16 protein-coding genes are annotated in these 16,963 nt (G+C 62.8%); 11 read left to right on the top strand and 5 right to left on the bottom strand.

All coding sequences use genetic code 11. The features are described 5' to 3' along the window. Window positions 1–25 precede the first annotated feature (25 nt). Together FM101_RS11080 and FM101_RS11085 are read left to right on the top strand one after the other, a co-directional pair. Window positions 26–1,570, top strand: a complete 1,545-nt coding sequence (locus FM101_RS11080) for an ABC transporter permease (protein ID WP_086999579.1) — start codon at window positions 26–28, stop codon at window positions 1,568–1,570. Continuing rightward, complete coding sequence (locus tag FM101_RS11085) at window positions 1,567–2,703, top strand: ABC transporter permease (RefSeq protein WP_086999581.1); 1,137 nt, start codon at window positions 1,567–1,569, stop codon at window positions 2,701–2,703. Before FM101_RS11080 ends, FM101_RS11085 begins: the two co-directional genes overlap by 4 nt. A gap of 37 nt (window positions 2,704–2,740) precedes the next feature. Here FM101_RS11085 and FM101_RS11090 read toward each other — a convergent pair whose 3' ends face one another. Next, on the bottom strand, window positions 2,741–3,376 hold the full coding sequence (locus tag FM101_RS11090; protein WP_158225966.1) for a PH domain-containing protein: 636 nt from the start codon (window positions 3,374–3,376) through the stop codon (window positions 2,741–2,743). Window positions 3,377–3,480: 104 nt separating this feature from the next. Here FM101_RS11090 and FM101_RS11095 point away from each other — a divergent pair, with 104 nt between their 5' ends. From FM101_RS11095 to FM101_RS11105, 3 genes are all read left to right on the top strand, one after another. Next, window positions 3,481–5,313 carry an ABC transporter ATP-binding protein gene (locus tag FM101_RS11095; RefSeq protein ID WP_086999585.1) on the top strand — a complete coding sequence of 611 codons (1,833 nt, stop codon included), beginning with the start codon at window positions 3,481–3,483 and terminating at the stop codon, window positions 5,311–5,313. A 265-nt stretch (window positions 5,314–5,578) separates the two neighbouring features. Next, window positions 5,579–7,501 carry a translational GTPase TypA gene (gene typA, locus FM101_RS11100; protein ID WP_086999587.1) on the top strand — a complete coding sequence of 641 codons (1,923 nt, stop codon included), beginning with the start codon at window positions 5,579–5,581 and terminating at the stop codon, window positions 7,499–7,501. Then, entirely contained in the window at window positions 7,488–7,913 is a 426-nt protein-coding gene (locus FM101_RS11105; RefSeq protein ID WP_086999589.1) for a hypothetical protein, read from the top strand. The genes typA and FM101_RS11105 overlap by 14 nt, the downstream gene beginning before the upstream one ends. A gap of 39 nt (window positions 7,914–7,952) precedes the next feature. Here FM101_RS11105 and FM101_RS11110 read toward each other — a convergent pair whose 3' ends face one another. Further along, window positions 7,953–8,447, bottom strand: coding sequence for an ArsR/SmtB family transcription factor (locus tag FM101_RS11110; protein ID WP_086999590.1), 495 nt, complete (start codon window positions 8,445–8,447; stop codon window positions 7,953–7,955). Between the two features lie 123 nt (window positions 8,448–8,570). Here FM101_RS11110 and FM101_RS11115 point away from each other — a divergent pair, with 123 nt between their 5' ends. Next, window positions 8,571–9,866, top strand: coding sequence for an MFS transporter (locus FM101_RS11115; protein WP_256382357.1), 1,296 nt, complete (start codon window positions 8,571–8,573; stop codon window positions 9,864–9,866). Here the strand turns inward: FM101_RS11115 and FM101_RS11120 are convergent. Beyond that, window positions 9,863–10,141 (bottom strand): hypothetical protein, encoded by a 279-nt coding sequence (locus tag FM101_RS11120; protein WP_086999594.1) that lies wholly within the window; start codon window positions 10,139–10,141, stop codon window positions 9,863–9,865. The genes FM101_RS11115 and FM101_RS11120 overlap by 4 nt on opposite strands. A 131-nt stretch (window positions 10,142–10,272) precedes the next feature. Between FM101_RS11120 and fdxA the strand changes: the two genes are divergently transcribed. The 4 genes from fdxA (at window position 10,273) to FM101_RS11135 (ending at window position 13,839) form a co-directional block, all read left to right on the top strand. Then, a complete protein-coding gene (fdxA, locus tag FM101_RS15760; protein ID WP_179204307.1) occupies window positions 10,273–10,596 on the top strand; it encodes a ferredoxin in 324 nt (107 codons plus the stop codon). A gap of 4 nt (window positions 10,597–10,600) precedes the next feature. Further along, window positions 10,601–11,737 carry a succinyldiaminopimelate transaminase gene (gene dapC / locus FM101_RS11125; RefSeq protein WP_179204308.1) on the top strand — a complete coding sequence of 379 codons (1,137 nt, stop codon included), beginning with the start codon at window positions 10,601–10,603 and terminating at the stop codon, window positions 11,735–11,737. A gap of 81 nt (window positions 11,738–11,818) precedes the next feature. Next, window positions 11,819–13,102, top strand: coding sequence for a citrate synthase (locus tag FM101_RS11130; protein ID WP_086999596.1), 1,284 nt, complete (start codon window positions 11,819–11,821; stop codon window positions 13,100–13,102). A 131-nt stretch (window positions 13,103–13,233) separates the two neighbouring features. Next, window positions 13,234–13,839: a hypothetical protein gene (locus FM101_RS11135; protein WP_086999598.1), complete on the top strand. Its 606-nt coding sequence runs from the start codon at window positions 13,234–13,236 to the stop codon at window positions 13,837–13,839. A 20-nt stretch (window positions 13,840–13,859) separates the two neighbouring features. On the opposite strand, the gene FM101_RS11140 is transcribed toward FM101_RS11135, so the two are convergent. Further along, window positions 13,860–14,675, bottom strand: a complete 816-nt coding sequence (locus FM101_RS11140; RefSeq protein ID WP_087000031.1) for a hypothetical protein — start codon at window positions 14,673–14,675, stop codon at window positions 13,860–13,862. 97 nt (window positions 14,676–14,772) lie between these two features. Beyond that, on the bottom strand, window positions 14,773–15,744 hold the full coding sequence (dapD, locus tag FM101_RS11145) for a 2,3,4,5-tetrahydropyridine-2,6-dicarboxylate N-succinyltransferase (protein WP_087000033.1): 972 nt from the start codon (window positions 15,742–15,744) through the stop codon (window positions 14,773–14,775). 42 nt (window positions 15,745–15,786) lie between these two features. On the opposite strand from dapD, the gene dapE reads away from it, so the two are divergent. After that, entirely contained in the window at window positions 15,787–16,905 is a 1,119-nt protein-coding gene (gene dapE / locus FM101_RS11150) for a succinyl-diaminopimelate desuccinylase (protein WP_428844161.1), read from the top strand. Window positions 16,906–16,963 lie beyond the last annotated feature (58 nt).

The following is a 16,963-nucleotide window of genomic DNA, read 5'->3' on the forward strand; positions in this document are numbered from 1 at the left end:
ATCTTCTACCAAGAGGCTATATTTCATGGTGACCTACATCATCCGGCGGCTCGTCACTGCCGTGCTCATCCTCCTGGGCGCCTCATTCGTCGTCTACCAACTCACGGCCGCGGCGGGCGACCCGTTGGGTGACCTGCGAGAGAGCAACGCGCCGAATAAGGACCAGCTGATCCAGCAACGCGTTGCCTTGCTGGACCTGGGCACGCCCGCCCCGTTGCGCTACTTCAAATGGCTCGGAGGGGCCGCCCAATGCGTGGTTCCCCTCGTCGGCAAATGCGATCTGGGTCAGGCCATCAACGGCGAACCCGTCGTGAATGCGCTCGGCCGCGCCGCCGGCCAAACGATCCTGCTGATCACCGCGGCGACCGTCCTGGCCATTGTCATCGGCATCGGCTTGGGCATCATCACCGCCCTGCGCCAGTACAGCACCCTTGACTACTCGGTGACGTTCATGGCGTTCCTGTTCTTCTCCCTGCCGATCTTCTGGATTGCCGTCCTGTTGAAGGAATTCGGCGCCATCGGGTTCAACGACTTCCTCAGGGACCCCGTCTTTAGTCCGATGTCGATCCTGATCACCTCCATATGTCTGGGCATCGTCGTCGTGTTGTTCATGAGTGGGAACTACTTGCAGCGGAGCATCGGCTTCGTCATCGGCGCCGCTGCCACCGCTGGCCTGATGTATGCCCTGTCGGTGACGGGTTGGTTCAGGTCCCCGGGTCTGGGGCCGATCCTGATCGCCCTCTTCGGGGTGGGCGTCGCCTACCTGGCAACCCAACTGACCGCCGGAGTGAAAAACCGCAAGGCGTTGTACTCCTCGTTGCTCATGGTCCTGGCCGGGTTGATCGCCTATTACGCGCTGAACCCGTTGTTCTCGGGTATTTCCGGTTGGGGCGTCCTGGGGCTCTTCGCCGCGACCATCGTGGTTGGTTGCGTCGTTGGCTGGTTCATGGGCGGATACGACCGCGGGCAGTCCATGCGCGCCGCCGCCCTGAGCGCCTTCTTCATTGCTGGGCTCGTGATGCTGGATCGCTTCATGGTGGAATGGCCGAGCTACTTTTCCAACGGCCGCGTCAGGGGACGTCCCATCGCCACCATCGGCTCCTCGACGCCAAACCTCGAGGGCAACTGGTGGATCCAGAACCTTGACCTCTTCACCCACTTGCTGCTGCCGACCGTGGCGTTGCTCCTCGTGTCGCTGGCCAGCTACTCGCGTTACTCCAGGGCGTCCATGCTCGAGATCATGCAGATGGACTACATCCGAACCGCCCGTGCCAAGGGTCTTCCGGAGCGGACAGTGGTCATGCGTCACGCCTTCCGCAACGCGTTGATCCCGTTGGCGACGTTGGTGGCTTTCGATATTGGTGGACTGATCGGCGGTGCGGTCATCACTGAACGGGTCTTCGCCTTCACCGGTATGGGCAACCTCTTCGTGGCTTCCCTCTTGCCGATACCCGACCCGAACCCGGTCATGGGCGTCTTCCTGGTGACCGGTCTCCTGGCTCTGGTCTTCAACTTGATCGCCGACCTGGCCTATTCCGTACTCGATCCGCGCGTAAGGGTAAAAGCATGAGCAGGCCGAATCCAGAAACCCCGTCAGGGCAGATGCCCGAGGACCTCGAGGCTCCTGTTGCGCCCGAAGAAGTCCAGGGACTGTCCCAGAACGCCATTGTCCGCAAACGGTTCATGGGAAATACGCCGGCCCTCGTATCGATCGTGGTCTTCGTGGCTATCGTCGTGATGGCCTTCTCATCCATTGGCTTCGTCGGTATCCCGGGCTGGTGGCATTACAACTACGAGCAATTCAGCACCCAGATCAACGGCGGTCGCCCGACCTTCGCGAACCTGCTCAATTGGGGGGACCACCCCTTCGGGCAGGACCGCATCGGGCGGGACTATTTCGCCATGACGATGCGCGGAACCCAGCAGTCGATCATGATCATGTTCGTCATCGGTGCCGTAGGCGGATTCATCGGCGTGGTCGTGGGGGCACTCTCCGGCTACTTCCGGGGATGGATCGAAGCGGTCCTCATGCGCATCGTGGATATCATCATCATCATTCCGCTGCTGATCCTGGCTGCAGTCCTCGGACGGATCTCCGGTTCGGCGGTCAGCGGGAACTTGGCCACCGTGGCCCTGGGCTTGTTCATCGGAGTCATCATCTGGACGGGGCTCTCCCGTCTGGTCCGCGGCGAATTCCTGACCTTGCGCGAACGTGAGTTCGTCGATGCCGCCCATATCGCCGGCGCATCCAATACGCGCATTATGTTCAAGCACATCCTGCCGAATGCGGTGGGTGTCATCATCGTGAACGTCACGTTGCTGATGGCCGCAGCGATCCTGCTCGAGACGGCGTTGTCGTATCTGGGACTCGGGGTGAAATCTCCCGATGTCTCGCTGGGTTCGTTGATTTCGGATAACCAGGAAGCGTTCAGTACACGCCCATGGCTGTTCTGGTTCCCCGGGTTGTTTATCGTGGCGATCTGCCTGTCGATCAACTTCATTGGTGACGGACTTCGCGACGCCTTCGACCCGCGGCAGCGGAAATTCAAAGCCAAGAAGGCCAAGGAACGTGGAGTCCACGGGTCGGCAGTGAATGATTCGGTTTCAGCAGCCGCCATCGCCCGAAGGACCGAGGGCGGGGAGGATTCGGGACGTCATGGAACTTCTGATCCCGATGATGATGGCCCGGCCCACCGGGCCTAGCCGGGGTCGTGTCGGGATGACAGATCCCGGCACGGTCTCAAGACATCACGGCAGGCAACGTCAGGCTCAGAACAACCAGGATCAGGAGGACAGCAAGATGGGTCCAATGGATGCTTCGTTGGGTCTTCAAGGATTCCGTCGACTCAACGTCGAGGGTTCCGTCCTCGGCCATGCGAGCCAGCCGGCGCCTGACGATGTTGGCGACGACACCGGAATCACTGGACCGCTGGTCACCCGGACGAATGCTCGTATAGCTGGCGCCGGACTGGTCGCGAGACTCCGACCTGGCCGAGCGTCGAGAGTCCCGCAGCGCAGACATGACGCCGGGCGCGGGAGCAGCCCACGCAGTGAAGCGCCCCTTGGGTGTCACCAGGGCGAGCGCGTATTTGGTATCCACCAAAATGATCGTCGCCCACGGGACCTCCAAGGTCTGCAGCGGATTAATCAAGGTGACACCGGCGTCGTTCACTTCCACCCGGGGCAACCAGAAGACGATCCATGCGGAATACCCCACCAGCAGCACGGGCAGGACGGCTGGCGCCGAATACCAGCTTCCCGTCACCAGGATCGCGATGGAACCGGCGGCAGCGAGCACGATGAGCGCCATCGCCAGGATGCGAGGCCCACGGGGCCTAAAGGTGAAGTCCCGGGTCGTGCTTTCAGCAGAAGTCATAACTCCCATAGTTTCAGGATTATCGGCAGCCATGTAATCGGCGCCACACAACACCCCCGGCCGCCAGCCCACCCGGGCCGCCGCCGGAAGGAAATGAGGACCAGATGAGCCAGCAGAACCCCTCCTATCCAGAGGAAACGCCGGGCGGCGAACAGCCCGTCCTGCAGGTCAGCCACCTCTCCGTGGACTTCGGAGTGGACAAGGAATGGGTACCAGCTGCCATTGACTTGAACTACCACGTGAACGCCGGTGAGGTGCTGGCTATCGTGGGGGAGTCCGGTTCAGGCAAGTCGGCCAGTTCGATGGCCTTGCTTGGACTGCTCCCAACGAACGCCAGGGTCCGTGGCGAAGTGAAGCTCAACGGGCAGTCGCTGCTCGGGCTCTCCGGTTCGAAGATGCGCCAGGTACGCGGCAATGACGTCGCGGTGATCTTCCAGGAGCCGATGACCGCCTTGAACCCGGTCTACACCATCGGATTCCAGATCATGGAGACGCTGCGACTCCATAACCCGATTTCCCCGGCGCAAGCCCAGAAGCGGGCCCTGGAAATGCTCGAACTCGTCGAACTTCCGGATCCGATGAAGGCGTTCAAGTCGTATTCGCACCAACTCTCCGGTGGCCAGCGTCAGCGTGCCATGATCGCCCAGTCCCTGTCCTGTGACCCGAAGCTGCTCCTCGCCGACGAACCGACCACAGCGCTGGACGTCACGGTTCAGGCCGAAATCCTGGACCTCATGCGCAACCTGCGCAATAAGTTGAATTCGGCCATCGTGCTGATCACCCACGACATGGGCGTGGTTGCCGACCTGGCAGACCGCATCGCCGTCATGCGGCAGGGGCGCATCGTCGAACACGGAACCGCCCATGAGATCTTCAACGAACCGCAGCACCCCTACACGCAGGCGCTACTTGCTGCCGTGCCGAAACTGGGGACCGGGGGTGACTCGCTCGGCAGCGTGGACGTCGATGCCGCCGTGGCGGCAGCTTCAGGAACCGAGCTGGATTCCGACACGGATGAGTCCTTGGAGATTCGTGAACGCAAACTCCTCGACGAGGCCCAGGAAGCCCGGCGCGGGGCTGCGAAGATCGAAGACCGTCCGGTAGTGCTTGAGCTCAAGGACGTCGCCATCGAGTACCCGAAACAGGGGCGCGTCCCTGCCTTCCGGGCCGTTGAGGACGCGAACCTCACCGTCCACCAGGGCCAGGTCGTCGGTCTGGTCGGCGAATCGGGTTCGGGAAAGACGACCATCGGACGGGCTGCGGTTGGTCTGCTGCCCGTGGCCGAGGGGTCCTTGAAGGTCAACGGGGCGGAACTCTTCGGGCTCAAGCCCACCTCCAAGGAACTGTTCAACATCCGCCGACAGATCGGCATGGTCTTCCAGGACCCGTCGAGTTCGCTGAACCCGCGTCTTCCGATCGGGGAGTCCATCGGGGAACCGATGCTGTTGGCCAAGGTCGCCAAGGGGGTCGAACTACAAAAGAAGATCGAGACCCTGCTGGACCAGGTGGAGCTTCCGCGCAACTACCGCAACAGGTACCCCCACGAACTCTCCGGCGGCCAGAAACAACGCGTGGGCATCGCCCGGGCCCTGAGCCTGGAACCTCAATTGATGGTCGCCGACGAACCGACGTCGGCCTTGGACGTATCGGTGCAAGCGAAGGTCTTGGAGCTGTTCCAGGATCTACAAGCCCAGATGGGGTTCGCCTGCCTCTTCGTCACGCACGACCTCGGGGTGATCGACGTTCTCGCCGACCACATCGTGGTGATGCGCAACGGGCAGATCGTTGAACAAGGAAGTCGCGACGATGTCCTGCGTCGGCCCAAGGACCTCTACACGCAGCGCCTCATGGCCGCCGTCCCGGTTCCTGATCCTGACGCCCAGCGAGAACGCCGCGAACTGCGCGCCCGCCTGCTGGCCGATTCCGAAGCCTCCTGACCTACCGGTAGGGCGCGAACTGTTCAGGCCCGCCGGCACCAGATGGTGTTGGCGGGCACCATCGGCAGATCTTCACTGTGATTTGCCTCTCAACTGCAGGCCGCGTAGCTCTAGGGATTTCCTGCCGAGCGGCCCCCGTGGTGGCGGCGCCCAGAACGCCGCCGGTTCGGGCAACTTTTCACGAAGGTCTAGACTGGTCTATTGGGTCAGCCGTGGCCCCACGTCTTCGACCCAAAAAACATCAACTTGAAGCGAGCCTTTACGCATGTCAGATCTTTCCCCGGGAACCACTAGCGCTACTCGCGAGGATCTTCGCAACGTCGCCATCGTCGCCCACGTCGACCATGGAAAGACCACGATGGTCGATGCCATGTTGTCGCAGACCGGCGCCTTCTCCTCGCATGGCGACACCACGGAACGCGTGATGGACTCCGGCGAGCTCGAACGCGAGAAGGGCATCACCATCTTGGCCAAGAACACCACGGTGTTCTACTCCGGCCCCGCCGCCAACGGCCACGACGTCACCATCAACGTGATCGACACCCCCGGCCACGCCGACTTCGGTGGCGAGGTCGAGCGTGGACTGTCCATGGTCGACGGTGTCGTCCTGCTCGTGGATGCCTCGGAAGGCCCGCTGCCCCAGACGCGTTTCGTGCTGCGTAAGGCCCTGACGGCAAAGCTTCCGGTCATCCTGGTCGTGAACAAGACCGACCGTCCCGACGCCCGGATCGACGGTGTCGTCTCCGACTCCATGGACCTGCTGCTGGGCCTGGCCTCGGACCTCGCTGAGGAAGTTCCGGATCTGGATCTCGACTCCGTGTTGAACGTGCCCGTCGTCTACGCCTCAGGCAAGGCAGGCCGTGCCTCGAAGATCCAGCCAGAAGACGGATCCTTGCCGGACAGCGAAGACCTCGAGCCGCTGTTCGCCACCATCATGGAACACGTTCCGGCCCCGACGTACACCCCCGGTGAAGTCCTGCAGGCCCACGTCACCAACCTCGACGCCTCGCCGTTCCTTGGACGTCTGGCCCTGATGCGCGTCTTCAACGGCACCTTGCGCAAGGGCGACCATGTTGCCTGGGCCCGCCAGGACGGCCAGCTGAAGACCGTGAAGATCACCGAACTGCTGGCCACCAAGGGCCTCGGCCGTGTGGCCGCAGCAGAAGCCGGACCGGGCGAGATCGTCGCCGTCGCCGGCATCGAGGACATCATGATCGGCGAGACGCTCACCGACGTGGAGAACCCCAAGCCGCTGCCGTTGATCACCATCGACGATCCCGCGATCTCCATGACCATCGGCATCAACACCTCGCCGTTGGCCGGAAAGGTCAAGGGGGCCAAGGTCACCGCCCGCCAGGTCAAGGACCGTCTGGATAAGGAACTCGTTGGCAACGTGTCGCTCAAGGTTCTGCCGACCGCACGTCCGGACTCCTGGGAGGTTCAGGGCCGTGGCGAACTCGCTCTGGCGATTCTGGTCGAGCAGATGCGCCGCGAAGGCTTCGAACTAACGGTTGGCAAGCCGCAGGTCGTCACTCGGACCGTGGATGGCAAGATCCACGAGCCGATGGAACTGATGACCATCGACGTCCCCGAGGAATACCTGGGCAACGTCACCCAGCTCCTGGCCGGCCGTAAGGGCCGCATGATCAACATGGCCAACCACGGAACCGGCTGGGTCCGGTTGGAATTCACCGTTCCCGCCCGTGGCCTGATCGGCTTCCGCACCCGGTTCATGACCGATACCCGTGGTGCAGGCATCGCCTCATCCATGGCCGACGGCTACGAGGCCTGGACCGGCGATATCGAATACCGGAACAACGGCTCGATGATCGCTGACCGTGCAGGCGTCGTGACCCCGTTCGCGATGATCAACTTGCAGGAGCGTGGCTCGTTCTTCGTCCAGCCGACCTCTGAGGTCTACGAAGGCATGATCGTCGGAGAGAACTCCCGCGCCGATGACATGGAGGTGAACATCACGAAGGAAAAGAAGCTCACCAATATGCGTGCCGCTTCCTCGGACTCCTTCGAAAACCTCACACCGCCACGCCACCTGACGCTGGAGGAGTCGCTCGAGTTCGCCCGCGAAGACGAGTGTGTTGAGGTCACCCCGGATGCCATCCGTATCCGCAAGGTCATCCTCAACTCCAGCGAGCGCGGTAAGGCTTCCCGCTCACGTGCCCGCGCCTGATCAAACGACACGCCGGTTCACGCCGGTGATCACCGGCACCCTCGTCGCCATTGTGGCGGGGGTGCTGGCTGCTGTCTTCGGCACGCTGCTGCACGGGCAGATCTACTATGCGGGGGAGACACCCCTGCCGTGGGGTGCTGTGCTGGCACTACTTCTGGCGGGAAGCCTCGCCACCGTTGCCGGACTGTATGCCGAAAAAATTTGGGCTGCAGCAGTCTGCGGGCTGATCACCTATGGGCTGGTTGCCTGGGCCAGTCTGGATGCACATAACCACCTGCTGATCGGGTGGTCCAGCCACGAAACGCTGCCAGGGCCTGCCCTGGCCGCAGCGATATGGACCTATGGGATCGCAGCCTCCACGGTGGTTGCGCTGCTGATCACCGCCGGCGGGCTGAGCGCCCGGCGTCGCTAGGCAGCCGGCGGGACACCGAGCTCGGGCCGCGGCATTGAATCAGTTGGCGGTCTGGTCCAAATGGTGGGCGACGAAGAGAGACGTCGCCACGCCCTCATCGTCGGAGGGGCGCAGCGCGTAATCGGAAATAACATCCTTGATCCGTGAGAGTAGCTCGCGCTGATCGGCCTCCGTCAATTTCAGCCCCACCCGCATCACCTGGATTTCGTCGGGAGCCAGGCCGTTGATCTCCTGGAGAAACGTCTCGAGGAGCACGGGAGCGGCGTCGGGCAATTTCGTGCCCCAAGACATCCGGGTGCTGCGATACGGCACTTCCTTTGCCCCGCGCTTGCCCCGACGGGGCTCTTCGGATTCGAGGAACCCGGTCCCCAACAACGTCCGCACATGGTGCAACGAGGTCGCCGGATTAATCTCCAAAAGGTCGGCGATTTCCTTATTCGTTCGGGACTTATGTAGACATAAACGCAGGATTCTCAGGCGGATCGGGGAGCTCAACGCCCTCGCCCGTGCTTGCAGCTCTTCATCTGATGCCATATGTTCAGCATACGATAAATAACTGCACTGATTGACATCATCAAATCACATAGCAAGGTTTTTATGACCTCTCCTGGGCCCCAGTCTCATTCGGCTCCGGACGGTAATCAACAGGCCAGTGGGGTGGCCGACCCGTCCAATATCCAACCTCCGCCACCGCCCCAGACGCCTTTGCGTCGGGAAGGGAACTTCTTGGTGTTCTGGCTCGGCCAGACATTGAGCCAGTTCGGCGCACAACTCGGCACGGTCGCCATGCCGGTGCTTGCCGTCACGCTGCTGCACGCTTCCGAATGGGAAGTCGGCGTCCTCAATGCGGCGAACACTGCCGCCTTCCTGATCGTTGGCCTCCCGGTCGGTGCCTGGGTCGACCGGTTCTTCAAACGACGGATCATGGTCCGCGCCGACCTCGTCCGGGCCGCTGCCATGCTGGCCATTCCACTGCTGTGGTACCCCGGACTGCTACATATCTGGCATCTGTGGGTCATTGCCGCAATCATCGGGATAGCCAACGTCTTCTTTGACGTTTCCTACCAGTCCTATATCCCGGCACTGGTCCACCGTGATCAGATCTCCGAGGCCAACGCCAAATTAGAGATCAGCGGTCAGATCTCCCGGTTGGCCGGCCCGGCGGCCGGAGGCGCTTTATTGGCAGTGCTGACCGCACCCCTGCTTTTCGTCGGACAAGCCATCGGTTATCTGGTGTCGGCGCTCTGCCTCTGGCGGGTCCGCGACGATGAACGGCCCGCGGTGCGCCACCCCGATGCCCGACTGGTCACCGAAATCAAGGAGGGCCTGGGCTATGTTGTCCGGCACCGGCTGATCGGCCCGATTGCCGCGACCACCGGGATCATGAACTTCTTCAGCACCATCATCTTTACGCTGCTGCCGATCCTGGTCCTGCGTACGTTGAGTCTGAACACGGTCGAGCTCGGGTTGATCTATTCGGCGGGTGCCGTTGGCGGGCTGCTGGCGGCTTCACTGACGCCCTGGGTGGCAGCCAAGGCGGGGGAGGGCCCGTCGCTTGTGATTGGTACGCTGCTGACGGCTGTGGGCATGTCGGGATTCCCGTTGTCCATTCTCGCCGGCGGCCTCCGCCCGTCGTTCGCGATCCTGGCCTGCTCGATGTTTGTTCTGACGGCCGGTGTGCTCGTCTATAACATCATTCAGGTCAGTATGCGGCAGAAGATTTGCCCACCACGCTTGCTGGGGCGTATGAACGCTTCGATCCGCTTCATCGTTTGGGGGATCATGCCGATTGCCTCGTTGCTGGCCGGCTTATTCGGTGAAGTACTCGGCATCTCGGCTGCCCTCTGGATCGGGGTTGGAGGCAGCGCCCTGGCCACCCTGCCGTTGGTGCTCTCCCCGCTGCCGCGCATGCGCCAACTGCCCGCCGAGCAGGAGGACGACGGCGTGCGTTAGACCCGCCGGCCGCCGCGGCGCTGAGGTGCCGGGGGAACGCGCTTGGCATGGGTGACCGTGGAATGTTCCACCGTGACCGGCCCGGTCCGGGTTCGTACGGTCAACCAACCGTCTTCCAGCGACACGAAGTCACCGATTGAGTCGCTGTGTTGCGGCCCGTCGGGGGTGGGGGCAGCGGCTGGGTCTTCGTCCGGCGAAGCGGCCCGCCCCGTGATCCGGTACCTGATGACGATGCGTTCACCAGGGGCCAAGGTGTCGAAAAAGTCGGCGGTCATGGCCTCATCGTAATCTCGAATGCTGGCCTCGCCTTCGATCCGAGAGGTCAGGGGGACTAAGCTGGAAGCCGGTGGTGCCTGCGGGCGCCCCGCGGAGTCGAGGCGAACAGCAAAGGAAGGCCCTAGGTACAGTGACCTACATCATCGCTCAGCCGTGTGTAGACGTGAAGGACAAAGCCTGCGTTGAGGAATGTCCAGTCGATTGCATCTACGAGGGGGAACGCTCGCTCTACATCCACCCGGATGAGTGTGTGGACTGTGGCGCCTGCGAACCGGTGTGTCCCGTGGAAGCGATCTACTACGAGGACGACACCCCGGAAGAATGGGCCGAGTATTACAAGGCCAACGTCGAATTTTTCGACGAGTTGGGGTCCCCGGGTGGAGCCGCCAAGGTCGGCAACACGCACACCGACCACCCCATCATCGCCGCCCTGCCCCCGCAGCCCGGTATCTGAACCCGTGCTGATCCTCCCTGACTACCCGTGGGACTCGCTGGCCCCCTACAAAGAGCGGGCTCTTCAGCACCCCGAAGGCATCGTGAACCTCTCGATCGGCACCCCGGTGGATCCCACCCCCGGGCTCGTCCAACAGGCGTTGGCCGAAGCCGCTGACGCTCCCGGGTATCCGACCACCCACGGAACCGAAGGCCTGCGTCAGGCGATCGCCGATTGGTATGCCCGGCGTCGGAACACCACCGGGCTGGACCCGTCCAACATCATGCCCACTGTCGGCTCCAAGGAACTGGTGGCTTGGCTGCCGCTGTTGTTGGGGCTGGGTGCGGGAGACGTCGTCGTCCGCCCCACCGTGGCTTACCCGACCTATGACATCGGTGCCCAGCTAGCTGGAGCCGAAGCCGTCACAGCCGATGACCTGGACACCTTGGACCCCGCGGTGCGCTCCCGGGTGAAGCTCGTCTGGGTGAACTCGCCCGGGAATCCGACGGGGATCGTGCGCAGCGTCGATTCGCTGGCCGGGTTGGTGGCCCAGGCCCGCGCCCTCGGCGCTGTCGTCGCTTCGGACGAGTGCTACGCGGAACTGGGGTGGGGAGCCTGGGACGGAATCTGCATCCCGGGCGTTCTCGACGACCGGGTCAGTGGCGGAGATCATCGCGGTTTGTTGTCGGTGTATTCGTTGTCTAAACAGTCCAACCTGGCTGGCTACCGGGCGGCTTTCGTCGCCGGTGCACCAGAACTCATGCCGCATCTGATCAACTCACGCAAACATGCCGGAATGATCGTGCCGCATCCGGTGCAGGAAGCGATGCGAGTTGCCCTCGGGGACGACGCCCATGTGGGCGAGCAAAAGGAGCGCTACCGTCACCGCCGGCAGCTTCTCGTGCCTGCTCTAGAGTCGTTCGGGTTGAGGATCGAGCACTCCGAAGCGGGACTCTACCTGTGGGGCACTGCGGGGCAGGACACCTGGACCACGATCGGACGACTGGCGGATCTGGGGATCCTCGCAGGACCCGGAACGTTCTACGGCGAAGCCGGCAACGGTTACGTGCGGATCGCGCTGACGGCCAGCGACGAGAGGGTCCGTGCCGCCGCAAACCGGCTGAACGCGGCCGCGGGTTCGCGCTCAGCCCCTCTTGATTAGTTTCCGGTACCTCCGGAGCGGTAGCGTGAGACCTGATTACTGCTTGTTAGTACAACTATGTACTCCGGTTAAGGAGAAACCATGACGGATAATAACTCCGCTCGCTTGGCGTTTGCCGGACATGACCTCGAGCTCCCGGTGGTGCCAGCCTCCGAGGGCAACGACGGATTCGATGTCGCCAAGCTCCTCAAGGACACCGGGAACGTCACCTATGATCCCGGTTTCATGAACACGGCGGCTACCAAGTCCGCCATCACCTACATTGACGGCGACGCGGGGATCTTGCGGTACCGCGGATACCCGATCGAGCAGCTCGCCCAGCAGTCCAGCTTCCTCGAGACGTCGTACCTGTTGATCTACGGCAACCTGCCCTCGGCCAGCGAGTTGGAAGAGTTCGACCAGAAAATCCGTCGCCATACGATGCTGCACGAGGAGCTCAAGGGCTTCTTTGGTGGTTTCCCCCGTGATGCCCACCCGATGCCGGTGCTCTCATCTGCCGTTTCAGCATTGTCGACCTGGTACCAGGATTCGCTGGACCCCTTTGACGAGGACCAGGTCGAGCTCTCCACCATCCGCCTGTTGGCCAAGGTCCCGGTCATCGCCGCGTACGCCCATAAGAAGTCGGTTGGCCAGGCGCTGTTGTACCCGGATAACTCCATGAACCTCGTGGAGAACTTCATGCGGCTGAACTTCGGCATCGCCGCCGAACCATACGATCTGGATCCTGACCTGGTCAAGGCGCTGGACCAGTTGCTGATCCTGCATGCCGACCACGAGCAGAACTGCTCGACCTCCACGGTCCGCCTGGTCGGGTCCTCGAACGCGAACATGTTCGCTTCCATCTCAGCCGGTATCAACGCCCTCTTCGGCCCGGCACATGGCGGGGCGAACGAGGCAGTGCTGAAGATGCTGCGTGGCATCCAGGCCGAGGGCATCAAGCCCGAGGACTACATGGAGAAGGTCAAGAACAAGGAAGACGGGGTCCGGCTGATGGGCTTCGGACACCGTGTCTACAAGAACTACGACCCGCGCGCGAAGATCATCAAGTCCACCGCACACGACATCCTGAACAAGCTCGGCGGCAACGACGAGCTCTTGGACATTGCGATGCGCTTGGAGGAGCGGGCCCTCGAAGACGACTACTTCATCGAGCGCAAGCTCTACCCGAACGTCGACTTCTACACGGGTCTGATCTACAAGGCCATGGGTTTCCCGGAGAAGATGTTCACCGTGCTCTTCGCGATCGGCCGGCTGCCCGGTTGGATCGCCCAGTGGCGCGAAATGATCCAGGAGCCAGGCCTGAAGATCGGGCGCCCGCGCCAGCTCTATGTGGGCGAAGGCGAGCGCAACTACCCGGCTTTCTAGCCCGGACAGTTCGAATCGTCGAGGCGGTCGCTTCCCTACTGGGGGAGCGGCCGCTTTTTGCTTCGGATGCTACCGGGAATCTTGACACAGGCCTATTCTGGAAGGGGGTTCGCTGAGTAAGGACGACCGGCATGTATGAGTACCGTGGGGACGGGTGGCAGGTCACGGCGCAAAGCCATGGGCAGATGCTGCTGGCCTTGTATTTTCGTGATTTGGCGGGCATCGAACACCCGGGCCCACCGGATATCGCTCCGCTGGCCCCTCGCGTCAAAGCCACAGCGGCAGCGGAGGTCTCCGGTCCGCCGGCAGCAGAGCTGCGGCAGGAATGGCATGACTGGTGGCGTCGGGTTCTTCTGCACGACCCGGATGACGACGAATTGTTTTGCCCACCACTGTTTCCAGGTTTCGCCGATTCCCCGACCCTTCAGCACCTGTTGCAGGCACACTATGGTGCCGCACTCAGCTGGAGCCGCGCCCGGATGGACGAATACCGCGAGGTCAGTTCCGATCATCATGCCAGCGGTCGCCGGAGCCTGTTGGAGGAAATGATCATCGACCGGGCGAGAAAACTACCACGACGGCCGAAGCCGATGGAGCTCAAACTGGTGGAACTACCCTTGTCAGAACAACGAGCCTGGTTCGTGGACCCGGACACCGTGATCCTCAACCAGGATCTGGCACGCGACGCCGAGCTCTACCGCAGTTTCCTGGAGCCGGTGATCCGTTTCCTGCTCTGAACCGATGAGGGGACGACAGCCTAGGGTGCGGCGTCGGCGAAGGTAATGACCACCTGTGATTTTCCGGTGGTGCCAGGAACCCATTGGTGTTCGGCGCGATTCCATAACAACCCCGAATTGCTGACCGAGATGATCTGGTGTTCAGAGGCGTTGGCGACCGCCCATTGGGCCACCGCCCAGCCGCGTTCCTGGGCGGCCGAAACAGTCAAACTATGGGCGCCTGCCGAGACGGGGAGGTCCCCGAAGGCTGCGGTGAGCTGCGCCGAAGTAGCCGCCACATCCCCTGCCGCGGTGGGGCGACGTAGAACGCAGTTCAACGCAGCGGGGGAATGCCCGGTCAGAGCCGAGGCGTAGGCCCTGCCCTCGGGCTCATGGTCGGCATAGGCTTGCGGAAAGGCACTGCGTTGGACCTTCTGTGCGGCCTCGGTCACCGGCAGCGAGCGATAATCGAACGTCTCCAGCTCCTGGTAGAACCGGTTAGCGGAGTAGAGCGGATCCATGATCTGTTCCTCGGTGCCCCAGCCCTGCGATGGGCGTTGTTGGAACAGCCCCCGTGAGTCGGGGCCTGCCTGGTCGCCGTAGTCGATATTGCGTAATTTCGATTCCTGAACCGACGTGGCAATACCGATGGTGGCGGCACGGGCCGGCATGCCGCGCCGTACGGCCACCGCGGAAATCAGTGCTGCATTACGGGCCTGTTCGGGGTCGAGCCGATGTTGGTCCGGCCCGACGGCTGCTGTGCAGTGTGGCCGAATCAGGGTTTCCTGTTGATCGAGGAAACGTGAGGCGACATAGACGCCTCCGGAGACCACACCGACCCCCAACACGATGGCCATGAAGGCGCGCAGCCCCCGATGACGACGCTGCTGGGGCCCGGAGCCCTTATGGGGCCCCGGGGACTGGGTGGACAGCGAGAAGACGCTGTCCGTGAGGTCAGTTGGCATGGAGCGCGGAATTCAATTCCACGCTCTGGCCTTCACGGGCCAGGACTTCGACCGCACCGCTGGTGGAATTACGGCGGAAAAGCAGGTTCGGAACGCCGGAGAGTTCGCGGGCCTTGACGTTCTTACCGTCCAGGAGCACCCGGGTGCCGGCGGTGACGTAGAGTCCGGCCTCGACGACGCAGTCGTCACCGACGGAAATCCCGACACCCGAGTTGGCGCCGAGGAGCACACGTTCTCCGATGGTGATCCTCTCCTTGCCGCCGCCGGAAAGGGTCCCCATGATGGAGGCGCCTCCTCCAACATCGGAGCCGTTGCCGACCACCACGGAGGCGGAAATGCGGCCCTCGACCATGGAGGAACCCAGGGTGCCGGCATTGAAGTTGACGAAACCCTCGTGCATGACCGTGGTTCCTTCGGCCAGGTGGGCCCCGAGACGGACTCGATCCGCGTCGGCAATCCGCACACCGGAGGGAAGGACGTAGTCCACCATGCGGGGGAACTTATCCACGCCCTGCACGATGACCGCCCCGCGGCGGCGCAGACGCAAGCGGATGCTCTCGAAGTCCTCCACCGGGCACGGGCCGAAGTTCGTCCACACAACGTTGGCCAGGAAGCCGAAGATCCCGTCCAGGTTGATGCTGTTCGGAGCTGCCAGACGGTGGGAGATCAGGTGCAGTCGCAACCACACATCGGCAGTATCGGCAGGAGCAACGTCGAGGTTGATCTCCAGTTCCACAACTTCCTGCCTGGTACCACGATCGGCGTCCTCGGTCGCCACGGCGGCCAGTTCCCCGGAGAGACGAGGTGCCTTCTCCAAAGCGGTCAAGGTGGGGGCGGGGAACCAAACGTCCAGCACGGTGCCGTCGGATGCGATGGTGGCTAGGCCTGACCCGGAAGCGATGCGTACCGGGGCGGCGGAGTCGTTCAGGGCAGAACCGGGCTGGGCCGTAGTAGAAGTCATGCCACCCATCGTAGCCGGGAGGACAGGCTATAGGCTGGATCCGTGAGTGAACATAACGCCGTGCCTGCCCCAGCAACCTCCTCCGCACCTTTGCCTGACGGCTCAGACGTGGCCCTGCTGACGCAGGCGCTGATGGACATCGAGTCCGTATCGGGAAATGAACGGGCGATCGCCGACGCCGTGGAAGATTACTTGCGCGCCCTGGGCCATCTCAGTGTCCACCGCGACGGGGACTCTCTTGTGGCCCGCACGGAGCTGGGCCGCGCCGAACGGGTCGTCCTGGCCGGACACCTGGATACCGTCCCGTTGCCCACCACACCGGGCTCCCGCGGAACGGTGCCTGCCCAATGGGACGGGAACATCTTGTTCGGACGTGGTGCCACCGATATGAAAGGTGGGGTGGCGGTCCAACTGGCGATCGCCGCACAACTGATCGAACCGAATCGGGACATTACCTTTATCTTCTACGACCATGAAGAGGTCGAAGCCTCCAAATCGGGGCTGGGTCGTCTGCTGCGAAATGCGCCGCACTTACTCGAAGCCGACTTCGCGATCCTGCTGGAACCGACGAACGGCACGGTGGAAGGCGGCTGCAACGGCACAACGCGTTTCCTCCTGCGCACCCGCGGCACCGCGGCCCATTCGGCGCGCGCGTGGATGGGGCATAACGCCATTCATGACCTCGCCGACGTGCTGTCCCGCTTGCAGGAGTACCAGCCGGCCACCGTGGACGTCGATGGGCTGGCCTTCCGCGAATCACTGAATGCGGTGAGGATCACCGGTGGTGTTGCGGGAAACGTTATCCCCGATGCCGCCGAAGTCGAGATCAACTATCGTTTCGCCCCGGATAAGGGCATCGCTGAGGCGGAAGCCCATGTCCGTGAACTCCTTGAGGGTTACGAAATCGAACGCACCGACGGCGCCCCGGGAGCCAAGCCCGGGTTGAACCATCCTGCCGCGGCCGCTTTCGTGGCCACCGTGGGTGCCGAACCGAAGCCGAAGTATGGGTGGACGGACGTCGCACGGTTCTCCGAATTGGGGATTCCAGCAGTGAACTTCGGGCCGGGCGACGCGCTGCTGGCCCATTCCGATGACGAACATGTCACCGGGCAAGCCATCCGCGACTGCCATGAGGCACTACTCCGGTGGCTGAGCTCCTAGATCTGCCGCGTAAAGGGCCGACGTTTTCCTCAAAGACGAACGGCCCCGGACACCAGTG

Source organism: Arthrobacter rhombi (genome assembly GCF_900163545.1).
Classification (GTDB): Bacteria; Actinomycetota; Actinomycetes; order Actinomycetales; family Micrococcaceae; genus Arthrobacter_H; species Arthrobacter_H rhombi_A.